The sequence below is a fragment of the Geomonas sp. Red276 genome (genome assembly GCF_054784495.1).
Window position 1 is genome coordinate 275,661 of record NZ_BLXW01000001.1, and the last position, 18,764, is coordinate 294,424.

The 18,764-nt window shown below is 67.9% G+C and carries 6 protein-coding genes; all 6 read left to right on the forward strand.

Going from position 1 to position 18,764, the window contains the following annotated elements:
* The first annotated feature begins 127 nt into the window (after positions 1-127).
* From ACYVL5_RS01210 to ACYVL5_RS01235, 6 genes are read left to right on the forward strand one after another with little or no spacing between them, the layout of a single operon-like run.
* The gene (locus ACYVL5_RS01210; RefSeq protein ID WP_460593720.1) at positions 128-865 is read left to right on the forward strand and encodes a class I SAM-dependent methyltransferase; all 738 of its coding nucleotides are present in this window, start codon (positions 128-130) and stop codon (positions 863-865) included.
* Positions 865-1,896 (forward strand): NAD-dependent epimerase/dehydratase family protein, encoded by a 1,032-nt coding sequence (locus ACYVL5_RS01215; protein ID WP_460593721.1) that lies wholly within the window; start codon positions 865-867, stop codon positions 1,894-1,896. Before ACYVL5_RS01210 ends, ACYVL5_RS01215 begins: the two co-directional genes overlap by 1 nt.
* Positions 1,796-8,683, forward strand: a complete 6,888-nt coding sequence (locus ACYVL5_RS01220) for a glycosyltransferase (protein ID WP_460593722.1) — start codon at positions 1,796-1,798, stop codon at positions 8,681-8,683. Before ACYVL5_RS01215 ends, ACYVL5_RS01220 begins: the two co-directional genes overlap by 101 nt.
* Positions 8,680-13,398, forward strand: coding sequence for a glycosyltransferase (locus tag ACYVL5_RS01225; RefSeq protein WP_460593723.1), 4,719 nt, complete (start codon positions 8,680-8,682; stop codon positions 13,396-13,398). The genes ACYVL5_RS01220 and ACYVL5_RS01225 overlap by 4 nt, the downstream gene beginning before the upstream one ends.
* A complete protein-coding gene (locus ACYVL5_RS01230) occupies positions 13,391-16,750 on the forward strand; it encodes an O-linked N-acetylglucosamine transferase family protein (protein WP_460593724.1) in 3,360 nt (1,119 codons plus the stop codon). Before ACYVL5_RS01225 ends, ACYVL5_RS01230 begins: the two co-directional genes overlap by 8 nt.
* A 12-nt stretch (positions 16,751-16,762) precedes the next feature.
* Positions 16,763-18,571, forward strand: a complete 1,809-nt coding sequence (locus ACYVL5_RS01235) for an O-linked N-acetylglucosamine transferase, SPINDLY family protein (RefSeq protein WP_460593725.1) — start codon at positions 16,763-16,765, stop codon at positions 18,569-18,571.
* Positions 18,572-18,764: the final 193 nt, after the last annotated feature.

Genomic DNA, 18,764 nt, shown 5'->3' on the forward strand with positions numbered 1-18,764 from the left:
TTGCAAATCGGGGAGAGGACCTCTCTCGCCCGTGTCCCAGCGGTTGCATCCGGGCCGCCGGCAGCGACCGAGGTCCCCGCTGTCCCGCCATCATTCCCCTAAAAGACTCATAAGAAAAGGAACCGGCATGCTACAGAGCACTCTGGACCACGGCGCCAATCACTACGGCCCCACGATTCTCACCCCGACCACCCTCGCCCGGGTGGCAACCAGCCCCGAGACCTGGGAGGAGATCTGCTCCTTCCACCACCAGCTTGCCAGCGACGAATACACCCAGTACGTGGACGCCTACTACCGCGCCAACCGCGAGCGCTTCGGGAAGTTCTGGCACTACCACGACATCGTCAACATCCTCTACGCGGCGGGCAAGTGCCTGAAGCCCCGCTCCTACATGGAGATCGGCGTCCGGCGCGGGAGATCGGCCTGCGCGGTGGTCAGGAGCTGCCCGACGGTGGGGATCGTCGCCTTCGACATGTGGATCCAGAACTACGCCGGGATGGAGAACCCGGGTCCCGAGTTCGTGAAGTCCGAGCTCGCCCGCCACGGCCATACCGGCCAGCTCTACTTCGTGAACGGCGACAGCCACGAGACGGTGCCGGCCTTCTTCGAGCAGAATCCCCAGCTCCAGTTCGACATGATCACCGTGGATGGCGACCACTCCGACGCCGGGGCCTACGACGACCTCTGCAACGTCATCCCCCGCCTGTCGGTGGGGGGTGTGCTGGTCTTCGACGACATCGCCCACCCCGCGCATCCGTACCTGGCCAACGTCTGGCTGCGCGCCATGGCCCGCTACCCGTTCCTCACCCACTACGAGTACACCGAGGCGGGTTTCGGCGTCGCCTTCGCCATCCGGACCAAGTGATGGGCGCCCCGAGAGTGCTGATAACCGGGGCGGGAGGCTTCCTCGGCTCCCACATCGCCCGCCACTTCGGCGGCCTGGGGTACAGCGTCGCCGCGGTCGGGCGCTTCGCCACCGATTACACCAGGACCATCCCGAACCTCTGGCGGCTGTGCGGGATGACGCTCCCCGACCCGGCGCTGGTCAAGGTGATCAAGAGCTTCCGCCCGGACCTCCTGGTGCACTGCGCGGGAACCGCGTCGGTGGCCGATTCGGTCCAAAATCCCTACGGAGACTTCCTCAAGACCGTCGACGTCTGCGCCTTCACCCTGGACACCCTGCGTCTCCACGCGCCCGACTGCCGCTTCGTTCTGCTCTCCAGCGCATCGGTCTACGGCAACCCGGAGACGCTCCCGATCCTTGAGAGCGCGCCGCTTCGCCCGGTCTCCCCGTACGGCTACCACAAGATGCTCTGCGAGACGCTGGCCCAGGAGCACGCCGCCCTGCACGGCATGAAGGTCGCCATTTTGAGGATCTTTTCCGCCTACGGCGAACGGCTCCAGCGCCAGGTGGTGCACGACATCTGCCAGAAGTTCGCCAATCCCAGGCTTCGCTGCGTCGAGCTCTTCGGCACCGGCGCCGAGAGCCGGGATTTCATCCACGCACTCGATGTGGCCCGGGCAGTGGAAACCATTCACAACAGCGACGCTTCCGGCGTATTCAACGCCGCCGCGGGCGTCCAGACCACCATCGCCGAGTTGGCGGAAACCCTCGCCAGGCACTTCGACAACGGAAAGCAGGTGACCTTCAACGGCGTGGTCCGCCACGGCGACCCGCTCAACTGGGAGGCCAGCATCGATAAGCTCGCCGCCCTGGGTTACCGCCCGAGCGTCGACCTCGACGCGGGGCTCGCCGGATACATCTCCTGGTTCAAGGAACAGAGGAAATCGAGGCATGACAGAAAAACGACGGTTGCGGGTGGGGATACCGGTCATCGGGTACAAGAACTGGATGGGCGGGGTTTCCTACATCGAGTTGCTGGTAAAGGCGCTTAGCGGCCTGCCGGAGGACGAGCGTCCCGAGCTGTACCAGATCGTCACCGAGGAGAGCCTGCCGCGGCTGGAGCTTCACCAGCACTTCCTGCACCTCTTCAAGGCCGTCATCTTCATCGGGCCGTACAACAAGGAGTACCCGGACTTCATCTACACCCCGACCCACCGGGACCTCCTCGATGTGCTCGACTTCTTCTTTCCGCTCATGAACGGCGCCTGGCCGACCGCCAAGGCCGGCTGCTGGATCCCCGATTTCCAGCACCTGCACCTCCCCCAGTTTTTCCACGAGGGGGAGTGCCGCTCCCGCTCGGAGTGCTTCGGGAACATCGCCCGGGACGCCAAGCTCCTGATCCTGTCCAGCCGCGACGCCCAGAACGATTTCCGCCGTTTCTTCCCCGACTCCAAGGCCATCACCCGCGTGCTCTCCTTCTACGCCATGCCGCAGGAGAGCTGGTATGAGGCGGACAGCGTCGAGGTCCAGAAGAGGTACAACCTTCCCGACAACTTCCTGATCTGCTGCAACCAGTTTTGGGCCCACAAGAACCACGCCATGCTGTTCACCGCCATCGGCCAGTTGCACGCCGAGGGGACCGACATCCACCTGGTCTGCACCGGCCACACCGAGGACTACCGCTGCCCCGGCTTCTTCGAGGACCTGAAGGAGCGCCTCCGCTCCATGGGGGTCGAGCACCTGGTCCACATCCTGGGAGCCATTCCGCGCCACGACCAGATCCAGTTGGTGAGGCGGGCCATGGCGCTGGTCCAGCCGTCGCTGTTCGAAGGGTGGAGCACGGTGATCGAGGACTGCCGCGCGCTCGGGAAGATCATGCTCCTCTCCGACCTCCCGGTCCATCAGGAGCAGGCTCCCAGAAACGGCCGCTACTTCGACCGCACCTCGCTCCCCTCGCTGAAGGAGAAGCTGAAGGAGATGGTCCCGACCCTGGTCCCCGGCCCGCAGTACGACCTGGAGCGCCAGGCCCGCGAAGAGGCCCACGGTCTCGTCTTGTCCTACGGCCGCCAGTTCTGCGCCATCGCCCGCGACGCCCTCGCCATCGAGCAAGGCATCGCCGTCCCAGCCGAGGCTCCCCCGCTCTCCGCGGCGTCCACGGCGTCCACGGCGTCCACCGGGTCCACCGGGTCCACCGCCTTTCCCCGCATCACCATTGTCACCCCGTCCTTCAACCAGGCGGAGCACCTGGAGAGTTGCATCCAGTCGGTCCTCTCCCAGGGGTATCCCAACCTGGAGTACATCATCATGGACGGGGGGAGCACGGACGGCTCCGTCGAGATCATCAAGAAGTACGAGGACCGGCTCGCCTACTGGCAGAGCCGGCCGGACGGCGGCCAGTACCGGGCCGTCAACGAAGGGTTCCGCCGCTCGACCGGCGACATCATGGGTTGGCTCAACTCCGACGACATGCTCCACCCCGGCGGGCTCAAGGTGCTGGCCGACGTCTTCACGAGCCGCCCGGATGTCGAGTTTTTGACCGGCAAGCGGGTCGGCTTCGACGGGGAGGGGAACCTCAACTCCTACGGTTTCGAGACCCAGACCTGGAGCCGCACCGAGCTTCTCCGCAAGGACCTGATCCACCAGGTATCCCTGTTCGTCATGCAGGAAGCCACCTACTGGCGGAGGAGCCTCTGGGAGAAGGCGGGGGGGACCCTGGACTTCTCCTACAAGCTCGCCGCCGACTTCGAGCTCTGGCTCCGTTTCAGCCGGCACGCGAAGCTCCACACCGTCGACGCCCTGGTCGGCGGCTTCCGCTACTACAGCGGCGGCCAGCGCTGCAACCAGTTCCGGGAGGAGTACGTCGCCGAGTGCGACGACGTGATCGACCGCGAGCGGCAGGCCCCGTGCGCACTCTCCACCGAGCCCCCACCGCCCCTCATCGCCTATCCGCTGGAGAGGGGACTGGCTCCTTCGCAAGAAAGTGCCTGTCCCCCTCGCCTCACAGAAGCGGCCACGCCCCCTTCCGGCGGGGAATCCAAGCCGAGCTTCGCCATCCTGGTCCCGAAGCTCCCGAAGATCTCCATCGTCACCCCGAGCTTCAACCAGGCCGCCTTCCTGGAGGAGTGCATCGATTCCGTCCTCTCCCAGAACTACCCGAACCTCGAGTACATCGTGATGGACGGCGGGAGCAGCGACGGCTCGGCCGACATCATCAGGAAGCACGAGAAGCACCTCGCCTACTGGCAGAGCAGGCCGGACGGCGGGCATTACCTGGCGGTCAACGAAGGGTTCGGGCGCTCGACCGGCGAGATCATGGCCTGGCTCAACTCCGACGACAAGTACCACCCCGGCTCCTTCCGCCTGGTGGCCGACGCCTTCCGCTTCTTCCCGGAGACCTCCTGGATCACCGGGAGCCCGACCGGCTGGGACGCCTCGGGTGCGCTGCTGTACATGGCCTCCGAGATCCCGCTCTGGTCGCGGGAGAAGTACCTGGCCGGAGAGATCGGTCCTCCGCACATCCAGCAGGAGTCCACCTTCTGGCGCCGCTCGCTCTGGGACCTCGCCGGGGGCACCCTCGACACCGAGCTGGAGCTCGCGGCCGACATGGAGCTTTGGACCCGCTTCTTCCGCCACGGCCAGCTCACCACCCTGCACGCGCCGCTGGGAGGTTTCCGCAACCACCCCGACCAAAAGACCGCCACCATGCTCGAGCGCTACAACGCCGAGGCCGCCCAGGTGATCGAGCGCGAGCGCCGCTACTTCCTGGCGACCGGCTCGCCGGCCCTTGCGCCCGCCCCGGCCCCCCTGCAGGTGGCCGACGTGGAATCCCGCGCCCACACCTCGGTGACCGCGGAGAACTTCGGCGCCTTCACCTACTCCCGCACCTTCCACTTCGCCTACTTCGCCGGACGCGACCTGGAGCTCTACGGAGCCCCCGCCGACCCTTCCCAGTGCGACCTCAAGGTCTATCAGGACCTCCTCGTCTACTCCTTCATCAGGAACAACGTCCCCCCCGGGGCCCGCATCCTGGAGGTGGGAGGGGGCGCCTCGCGCGTGTTGAGGGCCTTGAAGGAAGACTACGAGTGCTGGAACCTCGACAAGCTGGAGGGAGTGGGGAACGGCCCGGTCGGTATCGAGGTGGACGGTTTCAGGCTGGTGCGCGAATACCTCGGCTCCTTCACCCCCGAGCTTCCCGACGGCTACTTCGATCTCGTCTTCAGCATCTCGGCGCTGGAGCACGTACCGGAGAGCGAGGAGAACTTCGCCAGGATCAACCGCGACCTCGACCGGCTCCTGAAGCCGGGCGGATGGTCGCTCCACTGCTTCGACGTGGTGGCCCGCGGCCGGTATACCTGGAGTAACGGACTGCTCCCCTACCTCTTCCAGTCCAACCGCACCGTCAACCGCTTCGCCCCCTTCGAGCAGCTCTATCCCGACCCGTTCGTCTATGCCATGAGCGAGGCCGCCTACGACCGCCACTGGAAGCCGATGACCAAGACCCCCTTCCGCGAGCACGGCTTCCCGCTCTCCTACAACATCCTCTGGCAGAAACCGTACGAGGGGGCGCAACAGACACAACCGGCAATCGGTTGCTCCCTTGATAAAGGGGGGACAGGGGGGATTGCCTCCCAAGCCGATGCGGCCGGCGGAAACGTCCCGTACCTGGTCTCCGCCATCGTCTCCACCTACAACGCCGAAAAATTCTTCCGCGGCTGCCTGGAAAACCTGATCCGCCAGACCCTCTACCAGCGCGGCGAGCTGGAGATCGTCGTCATCGACAGCGGCTCCCAGCAAAACGAAGGGAAGATCGCCCGCGAGTTCATGGCCCGCCATCCCCACATCGTCTACCGGCGGACCGAGCGGGAGACCCTCTACGCCGCCTGGAACCGGGGGATCGCGCTGGCCCGTGGCCGCTTCCTGACCCACGCGAACACCGACGACCGCCACCGCGCCGACTGCTTCGAGATGATGGCGCGAAGGCTCGAGCGAAGCGGAAAGGGGCTCGCCTACATCGATGCCCTGATGACCTGCGGCGCCAACGAGACCTTCGAGGAGAACGGCGCCACCAAGAAATGGCTCCTCCCGGACTTCGACCTCCGGCAGGCGCTCTTCGACTGCCCCTTCGGCTGCCAAGTCATGTGGCGGGCCGACGCCCATAAGGAGGTCGGGACCTTCGACCCGAACTTCAAGCGGGCCGGAGACTACGAGTTCTTCTTCCGGCTGGCGCTCAAGAAGGGGGCGCTCCACATCCCCGAGATCGCCGCCCTCTACCACGAATCGATCGACAACCTCTCGTACCAGAACCCCCAGGAGGTCATGCGGGAGGTGCGGGGATTCATCGGGGGGCTGCGGACCACGCTTCCCCTGGACGAGATCTATCCCTTCCTGAAATCCGACCGCTCTCCGGCAGCCTGGGTGGCCGCCCTGGTGGACTTCGGCAACCTCCTGATGGGCGCCAGCGGCTCGCTCTTCACCGATCTTCCGCTGGCCGAGCAGTTCTACCGGAAGGCCCTGAAAGTGATGCCCGGCCACCCGGAGGTGGCGGACAACCTGGCGGTGGCCGCCATGGCGCAGGGGAAACGGGAGGCGGCCATTGCCGCCATCGGCTTTAGCTCGGTCGAGACCCCGCGCCTGAGGGGATACCTGGACGAGTTGGCCGCCGGCCGCATCCCGGCCCACCTGGACCTGATCCGCATCCCGCACCCGGGGCTCGACGCCATGGCGCCGGTCAGGCTGTTGGACGAGATCAGGGTGCCGCTTTCGCCGGACGAAAGGGGGGGCGCGCCCCCGAAGCCTGAGACCGAGACTGCGGCCAGGACCGGCAGCCCGGCCTACCCGACCGTGGTGGTGGACGGCGTCTTCTTCATGACCCCGAAGACCGGCATCACCCGGGTCTGGGAGGCGCTCCTCACCGAGTGGGCCAAGACCGACTTCGGCAAATCGATCGTGGTGCTCGACCGGACCGGCACCGCCCCCAAGATCCCCGGCCTTCGCTACCGCACGCTGCCGGCCTACAGCGCCCGCCCCGAGGGGGTGGACCGGGCCCTGGTGCAAAAGGTCTGCGACGAGGAGAGGGCGGACCTCTTCATCTCGACCTACTACTCGTCGCCACTCACCACGCCGTCGCTTTTCCTGAGCCACGACATGATCCCGGAGATGAGCGGGCTGTACGACCTGAACGACGCCCAGTGGACCGAGAAGCGCCACGCGCTGGCACGGGCGAGCGCGTACGTGGCGGTCTCCCGGAGCACCGCCCGTGACATGGAGAGGCTATCCCCCGAGCTCGCCGGCCGCATCGAGGTCGCCCACTGCGGCATCGACCGGACCCTCTTCCGTCCCGCCTCCGACGAGGAGAAGCGGGAGTTCCGGAAGGCCCACGGGCTGACCAAGCCGTACTTCCTCTTCGTGGGGAAACGGACCGAGCACAAGAACGGCAAGCTCCTCTTCCAGGCCTTCTCCCGGCTCCCGGACCGGGAGGAATACGCCATCGTCTGCGTAGGCGGCGCTCCCGAGCTCGAACCGGAGCTGGCCGCCCTGGCCGCGGGGTGCGAGGTGCATCTCGCCAACTTCACCGACCAGGAACTCCGGCTCGCCTACGCCTGCGCGGCCGCCTTCGTCTACCCCTCCACCCACGAAGGCTTCGGCCTGCCGCTTTTGGAGGCGATGGCCTGCCACTGCCCGGTAATCACCTGCCAGAGCACGTCGATCCCCGAAGTGGCCGGCGCCGCCGCCCTCTACGTCGCTCCGGACAACCCGGGGCAGCTGGCCGCCGACCTCATCAACGTACAGAACCCGGATATCCGCAGCCACCTGATCAAGACGGGCATGCGCCAGATCGAGCACTTCTCATGGGAGAAGATGGCCAGGACCATTCAGGAGGTGGTTTGCCGGGAATTCGCGAAGCCGGAGAAAGCGGCCCCCACCCCCGATCCCTCTCCCCTGGTGGGGCGAGGGGAATATGGACTCGGGGTGGAGGGGGAAATTCCGTCGAAGGGGCCGGGGGAAAGTTCCCCCAGGCTCACGAGGAGCGGGACGGCCAGACCGAAGATCTCGCTGGTGATCCCGTCCTACAACTACGCCCGCTACCTGGGGGACTGCCTGGACTCCATCCTCTCCCAGGGTTATCCCAACCTGGAGCTGATCGTCATGGACGGGGGGAGCACCGACGGCACCGTGGAGATCATCAAGAAGTACGAACGCCACATAGCCTTCTGGCGCAGCCATCGCGACGACGGGCAGTACGCCGCCATCGAGGAGGGGCTGAACCGCGCGACGGGGGAGCTATTGGGGTGGCTGAACGCCGACGACATGTTCCATCCCGGCGCCTTCGAGACGGTCTCCACCATCTTCATGGAGCACCCGGAGATCGAGTGGGTGATGGGGCGCCCCAACAGCTTCGACGAGGCGGGAAACCAGAAGCACATCCTGAGCTTTCTTCCCATGAACTCCCGCGCCAAGTACCTGGCCGACGAGGAGCTCATCCAGCAGGAGGGGACCTTCTGGCGCCGGGGGCTTTGGGAGCGAAGCGGCTCCTACATCGACACGAGCCTGAAACTCGCCGCCGACCTGGAGCTTTGGGCCCGCTTCTTCCGGAGCGCCAAGCTCTACTCCGTCGAGGCCCTGATCGCGGGCTTCCGCGACCACCCGCTCCAGAAGTCCAAGGACAAGGCGGGGTACACCGAGGAGGCCAACCGGGTGCTGGCCCGCGAGCGGGAGATCTTCGCCGCCGAGAAGAGGCCGTACAGCCCGCCGGCGCCGCTCCCGATCCTGATCGGCGACCGGCCGCCGCGGTACCCGCAAGCCGAGGAGCAACGTCCCGTCCGGGGGGTGGCACTATGAACGGCGGCACCGCCAAAAACTACCTGGTCTCCGCCATCGTCTCCACCTACAGCGCCGAGCGCTTCATCCGGGGAAAACTGGAGGACCTGGAGGCCCAGACCATCGCGCCGCAGCTGGAGATCATCGTCATCGACAGCGGTTCGCCGCAAAACGAGCGGGCCATCGTCGAGGAGTTCCAGCGGCGCTACGACAACATCCGCTATATCCGGACCGAGCGGCGCGAAACCGTCTACCAGGCCTGGAACCGCGGGATCCGCGAGGCAAGCGGGGAGTTCGTCACCAACGCCAACACCGACGACCGCCTGCGGCACGACGCCTACGAGCGGTTGGTGGGGGCACTGCGGGCCCGCCCGGAGTGCGTGCTCGCCTACCCGGACATGCGGATCACCCACGAAGAGAACGGGACCTTCGAGCACCACCGCCCCTTCGGTTTCCGCGACTGGCCGGAGTTCGACCGGCTTTCGCTCCTGGAGCTCTGCTGCGTCGGCCCCTTCCCCCTCTGGCGCCGTTCGCTGCACGATGCCATCGGCTATTTCGACGAGCGGTACAAGAGCGCCGCGGACTATGAATTCTGGCTGCGGGCCGCGCTCAAGTTCGACTTCGTCCACGTCCCGGAATTCCTCGGGCTCTACTGGCTGAGCGAGGAGACCATCTCCCGCAAAGGCGATCTCCCGACCCTGGAGTACCTCGCGGTCCAGAAGGAGTACCGTCCCCGCTTCGCCCCGCTCACCCCGCCCCAGCCCGAGCTCCACCCGCAGCTGGTGGCCGGCTGGCGCGAGCTCATGGCCGCAGCCGCCAACGAGACGGTCAAGCTCGGGGAGCTCGAGCGATTCACCGCCATCCATCGCTGCTCTCCGGAGATCCACCAGGAGCTGGCCGAGCTTTACTACCGCAAAGGGGAGATCGGCTACGCCAAGAAGCATTTCGAGAAGGCGGCCATCCTGGCACCGGGGGAGCCTTGCTACCGTGACCAGTTGCAGGCGTTCATGCGGAACGAGCTGTACAGCTCGCTGCAGTTCCACCTGCGGGAGGCCGAGGAGAAACCGGACAACGTCGAGACCCGGCTCACGGTGGGAATGATCCTGGTCCTCTTGGAGCGCTACGAGGCCGCCCGCGAGCAGTACCAGCGAGCCCTGGAGCTCGACCCGAACAGCGCCCTGGCCGAGCGCAACCTCGCCTGGCTCGACACGCTCGCCGCCGCCCCGGGTCAGCCGGCTCAACACACCACACAAACTTCGCCAACTCCCCTCGGCGTCCACGAGGTCCACCAAGTCCACCAGGTGTTATCAGCCGACCCCGACGACCCCGACGCCCCCCCCGCCTACTTCGCCTTCACCCGCCCCGAGGTCCGGCGCCTGGTAAGCCGCAGCGCCCGGAGCGTCCTGGACGTCGGCTGCGCCGCCGGAAAGGTCGGTGCCCTCCTCAAGAGGCGCCAGGGCGCCGAGGTCTGGGGGATCGAGACCGATCCCGGGGCCGCGGCGGCCGCCGGCAAGGTACTCGACCGGGTGATCGCCTCCCCCGTGGAAGCCGCCCTCCCCGAGCTCCCGGAGCGCCGCTTCGACTGCATCGTGCTGGCCGACGTCCTGGAGCATCTCGCCGACCCCGAGCAGGTACTGGCCGGGCTCACCACCAAGCTCACCCCCGGCGGCGAGATGGTGGTGAGCCTTCCCAACGTCCGGCATTGGAGCGTGGTGCGCGATCTTTTGGAAGGGTCCTGGGAGTACGCCGACGCCGGCATCCTCGACCGCACCCACCTGCGCTTCTTCACCCGCCAGAGCGCCCTCGCCCTCTTCGCCCGCGCCGGGCTGGAGGTCGTCGAGATCATCCCGGTCGCCCTCTCCGGCGACGGCGGCATGCCTCCCCGGATGCTCGACGCCCTCCAGGCTGGAGGGATCCAGAGCCCGACCCTGGAGGAGGAAAGCGCCGTCTACCAGTACCTCTTCCGCCTGGCCCCGGCCGGCTCCCGGCTCACCTCCATCGTCATCCTCACCTGGAACCAGCTCGAATGCACCCGCGAGTGCCTGGAGAGCATCGAGCGCCACACCCCGGAGCCCCACGAGGTGATCCTGGTGGACAACGGCTCCACCGACGGTACGGTCCCCTGGCTGAGGGAATTCTGCGCCACCAGGGGGAACCATCACCTGGTCGAGAACGGCCAGAACCTCGGCTTCGCCGCCGGCTGCAACATCGGCATGGCACAGGCCTGCGGGAGCCATATCCTCCTTCTCAACAACGACGTGGTGGTCACCCCGGGATGGCTCGCCGGGATGCTGGAGTGCCTGGAGCGCGAGCCGCGCGCGGGCATCGTCGGCCCGATGACCAACGAGATCGCCGGCCCCCAGCGGGTCGGCGGCGCCACCTACCGCAACCTCGACGAGCTGGACAGCTACGCCCGCCTTTTCCGGACCGAAAACCTCGGGCGCCGGCTTCCGGCCGAGCGGGTGGTGGGCTTTTGCATGCTCTTCCCCCGGAGGGTGGCGGACGCCATCGGAGAGCTCGATACCCGCTTCGGGTCGGGCAATTTCGAAGACGACGACTTCTGCCTGCGGGCGGCCCTGGCCGGCTTCGGCTGCGTCATCGCCGGTGACGTCTTCATCCACCACTACGGAAGCCGTTCCTTTACCGGCAACCAGGTCGACTACGCCGCCGCCATGAACGCCAACCGCGCCCGCTTCCATGAGAAGTGGGACCTGGCCAGGCTGGATGAGGCGCTCGCCCGCAAGGTGGTGACCGTCAACGCCATCTCCGCGGGACGCAAGCTCGCCCGGCAGGGGAAGAACCGCGACGCGGTCGACCTCCTCCTCCAGCAGGGAATCGCCTGCTCGCCCAAGGACCCCGCCCCCTACCTGGCGCTGGTCGAGATCCTGCACGAGGCCGGGAGTTTCGCCAGCGGCCTCGAGGTCCTGGCCGAGATCCCGCCGGGCGCGGAGCTCTCCGCCACGCTCCTCGCCGCCCGCTGCCACCTCGGTCTCGACGATCACCATCGCGGCCGGGAAGCCGCTCTCCTCGCCACCGAATGGGACCCGGAGGGGGCCGCGACGCTGGCCGTCAACGGCGTGCTGGCCGCCCGCTGCGGGCAAGGGGAGGAGGCCGAGGAGCTCTTCCGGAAGGCGATCGAGGCCGACCCCGGCTATGGGCTTTCCTACGGCGAACTGGGAAGGATCCTCTGGAGCGCGGGTCAGCGCGACCAGGGGCTGAGGCTCGCCGAGCTCGGCTTCGTGCTGGCCCCCACCAGCATGAGCGCCCTCGGCCGCTACCACGGCTTCGCGACCGAGGCCAACCTCCTCGCCGGGGAGGAGCGGCGGGTGCGTGAGGCGATCGCCCTCTACCCCGACCACAAGGGGCTCGCCTTCGGGCTCATCGAGGTGCTGATCCGCCAGCGCCTTTTCCCGCAGGCCGTGGAGGCGATCCAACAAAGCGCCGTCGCCTTCGGGCTCGACGATGGCGCCCTCGATGCCGCCCTGCAGATCCGCCGTCTGGCTGGCGATCCCCCCGAGGCCTCCGGCCCCGGCAGCATCTCGGTCTGCATGATCGTCAAGGACGAGGCCTCCCACCTGGCCACCGCGCTCAACTCCGTGAAGGGGTTCGCCGACGAGGTGGTGGTGGTCGATACCGGCTCCAGCGACCGGACCTGCGACATCGCCCGCCTCTTCGGCGCCCGACTCTTCTTCTTCCCCTGGAACGGAAGCTTCGCCGACGCCCGGAACTTCTCCCTCTCCAAGGCCAGGGGGGAGTGGATCCTGATCCTGGACGCCGACGAGGCGCTCTCGGCAGGCGACCTGCGCCCCCTGGCGGAGAAGCTCAAGGGGAGCGGGCGGCCGACCGCCTTCTCCTTCACCACCCGCAACTACACGCTGGAGATCACCCGGAAGAACTGGTCTCCCAACGCCGGCGAGTATCCGGCCGACGAGCGGGGCGCGGGATGGACCCCGAGCGAGAAGGTCCGGGTGATCCCCAACGATCCCCGGGTCCGCTTCGAAGGTGCCGTGCACGAGCTCTTGGAAGTCTCCCTCATGAGGTGCGGCATCCCGATCCACGCCTGCGACGTCCCGATCCATCACTACGGGCGGCTGGACGCCGCGAAGAACGTGGAGAAGCAGGAGCGCTACTACCGGCTGGGGCTCAAGAAGATGGAGGAGACCGGGGCGAGCGTGGAGGCGATTACCGAGCTGGCCGTGCAGGCCACCGAACTGCAGCGTTTCGCCGAGGCCCTGGAGCTTTGGCAGAAGGTGCTCGAGCTCAGGCCGCAAAATCCCGATGCCTACTTCAACCTCGGCTACATCTATCTCGCCACCGGCAACTACCGCGAGGCCCGCGCCTACGCCGGCATAGCCACCACCCTGGCGCCCGACACCAAGGAGGCGGCCTTCAACCTGGCGAAGTGCGACCTCTACCTGGGGGACCTGGCCGCCGCCACCGCCGGTTGCCAGACGATGCTCCAGCGCTGGCCGGGCTACCCGCCGGCCCTGTCGCTTCTCTGCGTGGCATCCCTGCTGGCGGGGAGACGCGACGAGGCGCTGGCCCTGGCGGAGCGGCTAAGGCAGCTCCGCTTCGACTGCCGAGACTTCCTGGACGAGTACGCGGGGGGACTGGAAAAGGGTGGCCGCCTGGAGCCGGCGGAACGGGTGAAGGAGTTCGCCCGGAGCTTCTCCCCGGAAGCGGCGTCAAACTATTGGCCCGGCAGCGAGCCGGCCGAGAGAACCTCTCATGGCTAAAGAAACGGCTGAAGAACTGTTCGGCAAGGGAAACGAGCTTTACGCGGAAAAGGATCTCCAGGCCGCCGCCTCCTGTTACCTCAAGGCACTGGAGGTCGACCCCGGCTTCGCCGCCGCGAGCTTCAACCTCGGTTGCACGCTCGACCGCCTCCACGGCCCGGCCGACGCGCTCCCCTACTTCCAGCGGGCGGCCGCCCTGCGCCCGGAGTGGGGGGAGGCCCACCAAAACGCCGGCTTCGCGCTCGCCCGCCTGGGGCGGATGACGGAGGCGGTCGCCGCCCTGCAGGCGGCGGCGCGCCTGAAACCGCTCGACCCCGGTATCCGGAACAACCTCGCGCTGGCCCTGGCCGCCGACGGGAAGGCGGAGGACGCCTACCGGACCTTCCGCGACGCCATCAGGCTCGACCCCGGCTATCCCGAGGCCTACAACAACCTGGGGGTACTGTGCGAGCGCCACGGCAGGATCGCCGAGGCGATCGACTGCTGCGAGCGCGCACTGAGCCTTCGGCCCGGCTATCCCGAGGCCCACAACAACCTGGCCAACGCCTTCAAGGCGCAGGGGCTGCACCGGGAGGCGATCGAGCAGTACCGGGCGGCCATCGCGGCGCGCCCCGATTACCACGAGGCCCACAGCTCGCTCCTCTTCTCCCTCTGCTACCCCTCGGGAATCCCCGAAGAGAAGGTGGCCGCCGAGCATTTCGCCTACGGAGCCCGCCTGCAGTTCCCCGCCCCCGAGCACCGCAACACCCCCGAGCCGGACCGGACCGTCACCGTCGGCTACCTTTCGGCGGACTTCCGCACCCACGCGGTGGCCCGCTTCATCGAGCCGGTGCTCAGGCACCACGACCGCAGCCGCTTCCGGGTCGTCTGCTACTCCAACGTGGCGGTGCCGGACGATAAAAGCACCGCCCTGGCCGCGCTGGCCGACCGCTTCGTCAACATCGCCGGGGTCCCGGACGCCAAGGTCGAGGAGATGATCCGTAACGACGGGGTCGACATCCTGGTAGACCTCTGCGGGCACACCGCGGACAACCGGCTCCCGCTTTTGGCCCGCAAGCCGGCCCCCGTCCAGGTGAGCTGGCTCGGATACCCGCACACCACCGGGCTCGCCGCCGTCGACTACCGGGTCACCGACGCCGTCTGCGACCCCCCCGGGCTCACCGAGCGCTACCACACCGAGACGCTGGTCCGGCTCCCCGCACCCTTCCTCTGCTTCGCCCCCCCCGAGGAGGCACCCGAGGTGGGGCCGCTGCCGGCCCAAGGCGGCCGCGGGGTCCGTTTCGGCTCGTTCAACAACCCCGCCAAGATCACCGTGGAGACCGTGGCGCTTTGGGCCGGGGTCCTCAAGCGGGTGCCCGGCTCGACCCTGCTGGTGAAGGGTTACTCGCTCGCCGACGAGCGGAGCCGGGAGAGGCTCTGCGAGCTCTTCGCCGCCCACCGGATCTCGCCGGAGCGCCTGGTTCTGCGCGGCAACACCCCGGGCTACCGCGAGCACCTGGCCCTCTACCACGAGGTCGACATCGCACTCGACAGCTACCCCTACCACGGGACGACCACCACCTGCGAAGCCCTCTGGATGGGGGTCCCGGTGGTGACCATGGCCGGGGCCACCCACCGCTCGCGGGTCGGCGCCTCGCTGCTCCAGTCGGTGGGGCTCGGGCACCTGGTGGCCGAGAATCCCGAGCGCTACCAGAAGGCGGCCGCCCAGCTGGCCTCCGACCTTGCCGCCCTGGCCGAAGTGAGGAGGAGCCTGCGGAGCAGGATGGCGGCCTCGGATTTGACCGACGGCATCGGTTTCACCTACCGGCTGGAGCGGGCCTACGCCGCCATGTGGCGCACCTGGTGCGCGGCGCACGCGGCCCCTCCCCCCCCGGTGGTTTCTCCCCGTGAGCGCGGGAACCTCGCCGAGGCGGGGGGTGCCCTGCTCCAGGAGGCCAAGCTCGACCAGGCGCTGCAGTGCTACCTGGAGCTGCTGCGGACCGCCGGCCCCCAATCCCGGGCGCTTGCCGGCATCCAGGAGACGCTCGACCGCCAGACCGCGGCCGACCTGGCGGCCGCGGTCAACCGCGACGCCTTCCGGCTGAAGATGTGCCAGAGCCTCACCCCGATCGAGCCGATCCAGGACCAGACCCTGGTCGAGACCGCCGAGCTCCTGATGGCGGCCGGCTTCATCACCCCCGCCGAGCTGATCTGCCGCTACCTCCAGGACCGCGGCTATCCCGGCCCGGCGGTCGGCGTCCTTTTGGGCGAGATCGCGCTCCTCCTCGGGGAGCCGCAGCTGGCCGCCCGGGAGTTCCGCCTGGCCCAGGAGCTCGGGGACCGCTCGGTGGCCACCCGCATCCGGCTTCTCAAGGCGGAGGAGTCCGCCCGTCTCAAGCCGCCGCGTGATCGCCGCCAGCGGTTCCTTTTAATCAAGGCCTGGGGGTACGGCTTCTGGTCCGACGTCAACCACGTCATCGGGCAGCTGTTGCTGGCGGAGATCACCGGGAGGACCCCGGTCGTCCACTGGGGGGGAAACAGCCTCTTCAGCGACGATCCCTCCACCAATGCCTTCGAGAGCTTCTTCGAGCCGATCAGCCGCTACCGGGTGGAGGAGCTGGCGGAAAAGGGGATGAGCTTCTATCCCCCCAAGTGGAACGCCAGCAACCTGACCATGGCCACCCTCAACCAGGCCGACGGCCCCTGGTCGCGGTTCTCGTCGCTCCACGCGCTCGACCGCAACGAGGAGGTGGTGGTGGGAGACTTCCACTACGGGGTGAACGACCTGGTCCACTGGATCCCCCCCGGGCACCCGCTCCACGGCAAGAGCAGCGAGGAGGTCTCCCGCGACCTCTGCCGCCGTTACCTGAAGGTGAAGCCGTGGATCGCCGCCAAGGCGGAGTCCTTCTACCGGGACAAGATGGCGGGGCAGATCCACCTGGCGCTCCACGTGCGCGGCGGCGACAAGGGGGGCGAGGATGCCAACCTGACGAGGCTCAACACCCTCTACCACTCGGAGATCGAGCGCCACCTGCGGCAGTTCCCCAACTCGCGACTCTACCTGATGACCGACGACCGCGCGATCCTCGACGGGTACCTTAAGCGCTACGGCGAGCGGGTGATCACCACCGGCGCCACCCGCACCGAAACCGGCCAGGGGGTCCACTACCAGCGCCACTTAAGCCGCTACCGGATCGGGGAGGAGGTCATCGTCGACACCCTGCTGGCCCTTCGCTGCGAGGCGTTCATCGGCAACGGCCTCTCCAACGTCTCCTGCGCGGTGGCGGAGCTCAAGGATTGGGAGCCGGGGGCCCTGAGGCTTTTGGGGGCGAGGCTCGACCGGCTGCGGCAGATCACCCTGTACCGCAACTAGCGGGAGGCGACCGTGTCCGGGGGAATCGAGAACGCGAGCCTGGCGCTTTTGAAGTACGCCGACCTGCTCCTTAGGAAGGGGATGCAGGAAGAGGCCCTCCTCCAGTTGGAGGGGCTCTTGGCAAACGACCCCGCCTGCGGCCGGGCCCACTACCTGCTGGCGGTGATCCGGGCCTCGTTGGACGAGCCGGAGGAGGCCATCCACCACTTCCGGCAGGCGCTCGCCGTCACGCCGCAGGACACCAGGGCGCTCAACGGGCTGGGTGTCGCGCTGCAGCAGTCGGGGAGGGCCGAGGAGGCCCTTCCCTTTTTCGAGGAGGCGATCCGGCTGGATGGGGGGTACCAGGATGCCCGCATCAACCTCGCTTCGCTTTTGAAGGCGCACGGGATGCTGGGGGAGGCGGAGGCGATCCTGGCCGAAGGGGTGAGGATCGCGCCGGGCTCGCTGCGGCTCAACTACAACCTGGCCAACGTGCTGCAGTCCCAGGGAAGGAGCCTCGAGGCGGTGGAGCGCTACCGCGCCGCGCTGGCCGCCGATCCCGACCATCTCGACGCCCGCCAGAACCTCCTCTTCGCCCTTCACTACTCGTCCCGCTTCGGAGACCGCGAGATCTACCGTGCGCATCTCGAGGCCGCCGCCACGGCCCCCTTCTCCCCGGCGCCGGAAGGGGAGGCGCCCCCCGTTCGCCCCCCGGCCGGCCAGGGGCGGATCAGGATCGGCTATCTCTCAGCCGACTTCCGCGACCACTCGGTGGCCCGCTTCATCGAGCCGGTGCTCGCCCACCACGACCGCAGCCGCTTCGAGATCTTCTGCTACGCCAACCAGCCGGGTGGCGACCGGGTCACCGGCCGGCTGAAGGCGCTCGCCGAAAGGTGGCGGGAGATCCGCACCCTCGACGACCGCCAGGCGGCCCGGATGATCGCCGAAGACGGCATCGACATCCTGATCGACCTCTCCGGGCACACCTCCGGCAACCGCCTCCCGCTCTTCGCCCGCAAGCCCGCCCCCGTCCAGATCACCTGGATCGGCTACCCCGACACCACCGGCCTTTCCCAGATGGACTACCGGATCACCGACGGCATCGCCGATCCCCCGGGGCGGGAGATGTTCCACCGGGAGCGGCTGATCCGGCTCCCGCGGATCTTCTCCTGCTACCTTCCCGACCCCGAGGCCCCGGCGGTCGCCCCCCTCCCCTGCCTGACCAGCGGCAGGATCACCTTCGGCTCGTTCAACAATCTCGCCAAGGTCACCCCCGAGGTGCTGGCGCTCTGGTGCCGGCTCTTGCGGGAGGTCCCGCAGGCGCATCTCCTGGTGAAGGCCAAGCCGCTGGCCGACCGGCAGGTACGCCGGCGGCTGATGGAGTTTATCGAGGGGGAGGGGATCGCGGGGGAACGGATCGAGCTGCACGAGGGGCATCCGACCACCCTCGAGCACCTGGCCCATTACGGCAAGGTCGACATCGGCCTGGACACCTTCCCCTACAACGGGACGACGACCACCTGCGAGGCGCTCTGGATGGGGGTTCCGGTGGTGACCATGGCGGGGAGCCGGCACGCCTCGCGCACCGGCGCGACCATGCTGGGGAACTGCGGATTGGGAAACCTGGTGGCGGCGAACCCGGAGGAGTACCTGGAGATCGCCCGCGCCCTGGCCGGGAACCGGGAGGCGCTGGCAAAGCTGCGGAGCGGGATGCGGGAGCGCCTTTTGGCCTCACCGCTTCTGGACGCCGCCGGCGTCACCCGCGAGCTGGAGAGGGCGCTTATGGAAGTGGTACAACCTCCCTCACCCCCGCCCCTCTCCCCTGAAGGGGCGAGGGGATAGCAAGTACCCCCGCTCCTTCAGGGGAAAGGAATTGCAAGGTATACCCTCGCCCCCCTTGGGAGAGAGGGTGGCCGAAGGCCGGGTGAGGGGAGCTTTTAACCCCCAAACAGCAAAGAGGAGGCAAGGGAGCGGGATGCAGGCGACCGGCGACGGTCGCCCCCCACTCACTTCCTCCCCTTTGGGAAACTCAAAC

Excerpts from the sequence above, each read along its gene's own strand:
- ACYVL5_RS01210 (WP_460593720.1), top strand. The coding sequence starts at position 128 with ATGCTACAGAGCACTCTGGACCACGGCGCCAATCACTACGGCCCCACG.
- ACYVL5_RS01230 (WP_460593724.1), top strand. The coding sequence starts at position 13,391 with ATGGCTAAAGAAACGGCTGAAGAACTGTTCGGCAAGGGAAACGAGCTT.
- ACYVL5_RS01225 (WP_460593723.1), top strand. The coding sequence starts at position 8,680 with ATGAACGGCGGCACCGCCAAAAACTACCTGGTCTCCGCCATCGTCTCC.
- ACYVL5_RS01215 (WP_460593721.1), top strand. The coding sequence starts at position 865 with ATGGGCGCCCCGAGAGTGCTGATAACCGGGGCGGGAGGCTTCCTCGGC.
- ACYVL5_RS01220 (WP_460593722.1), top strand. The coding sequence starts at position 1,796 with ATGACAGAAAAACGACGGTTGCGGGTGGGGATACCGGTCATCGGGTAC.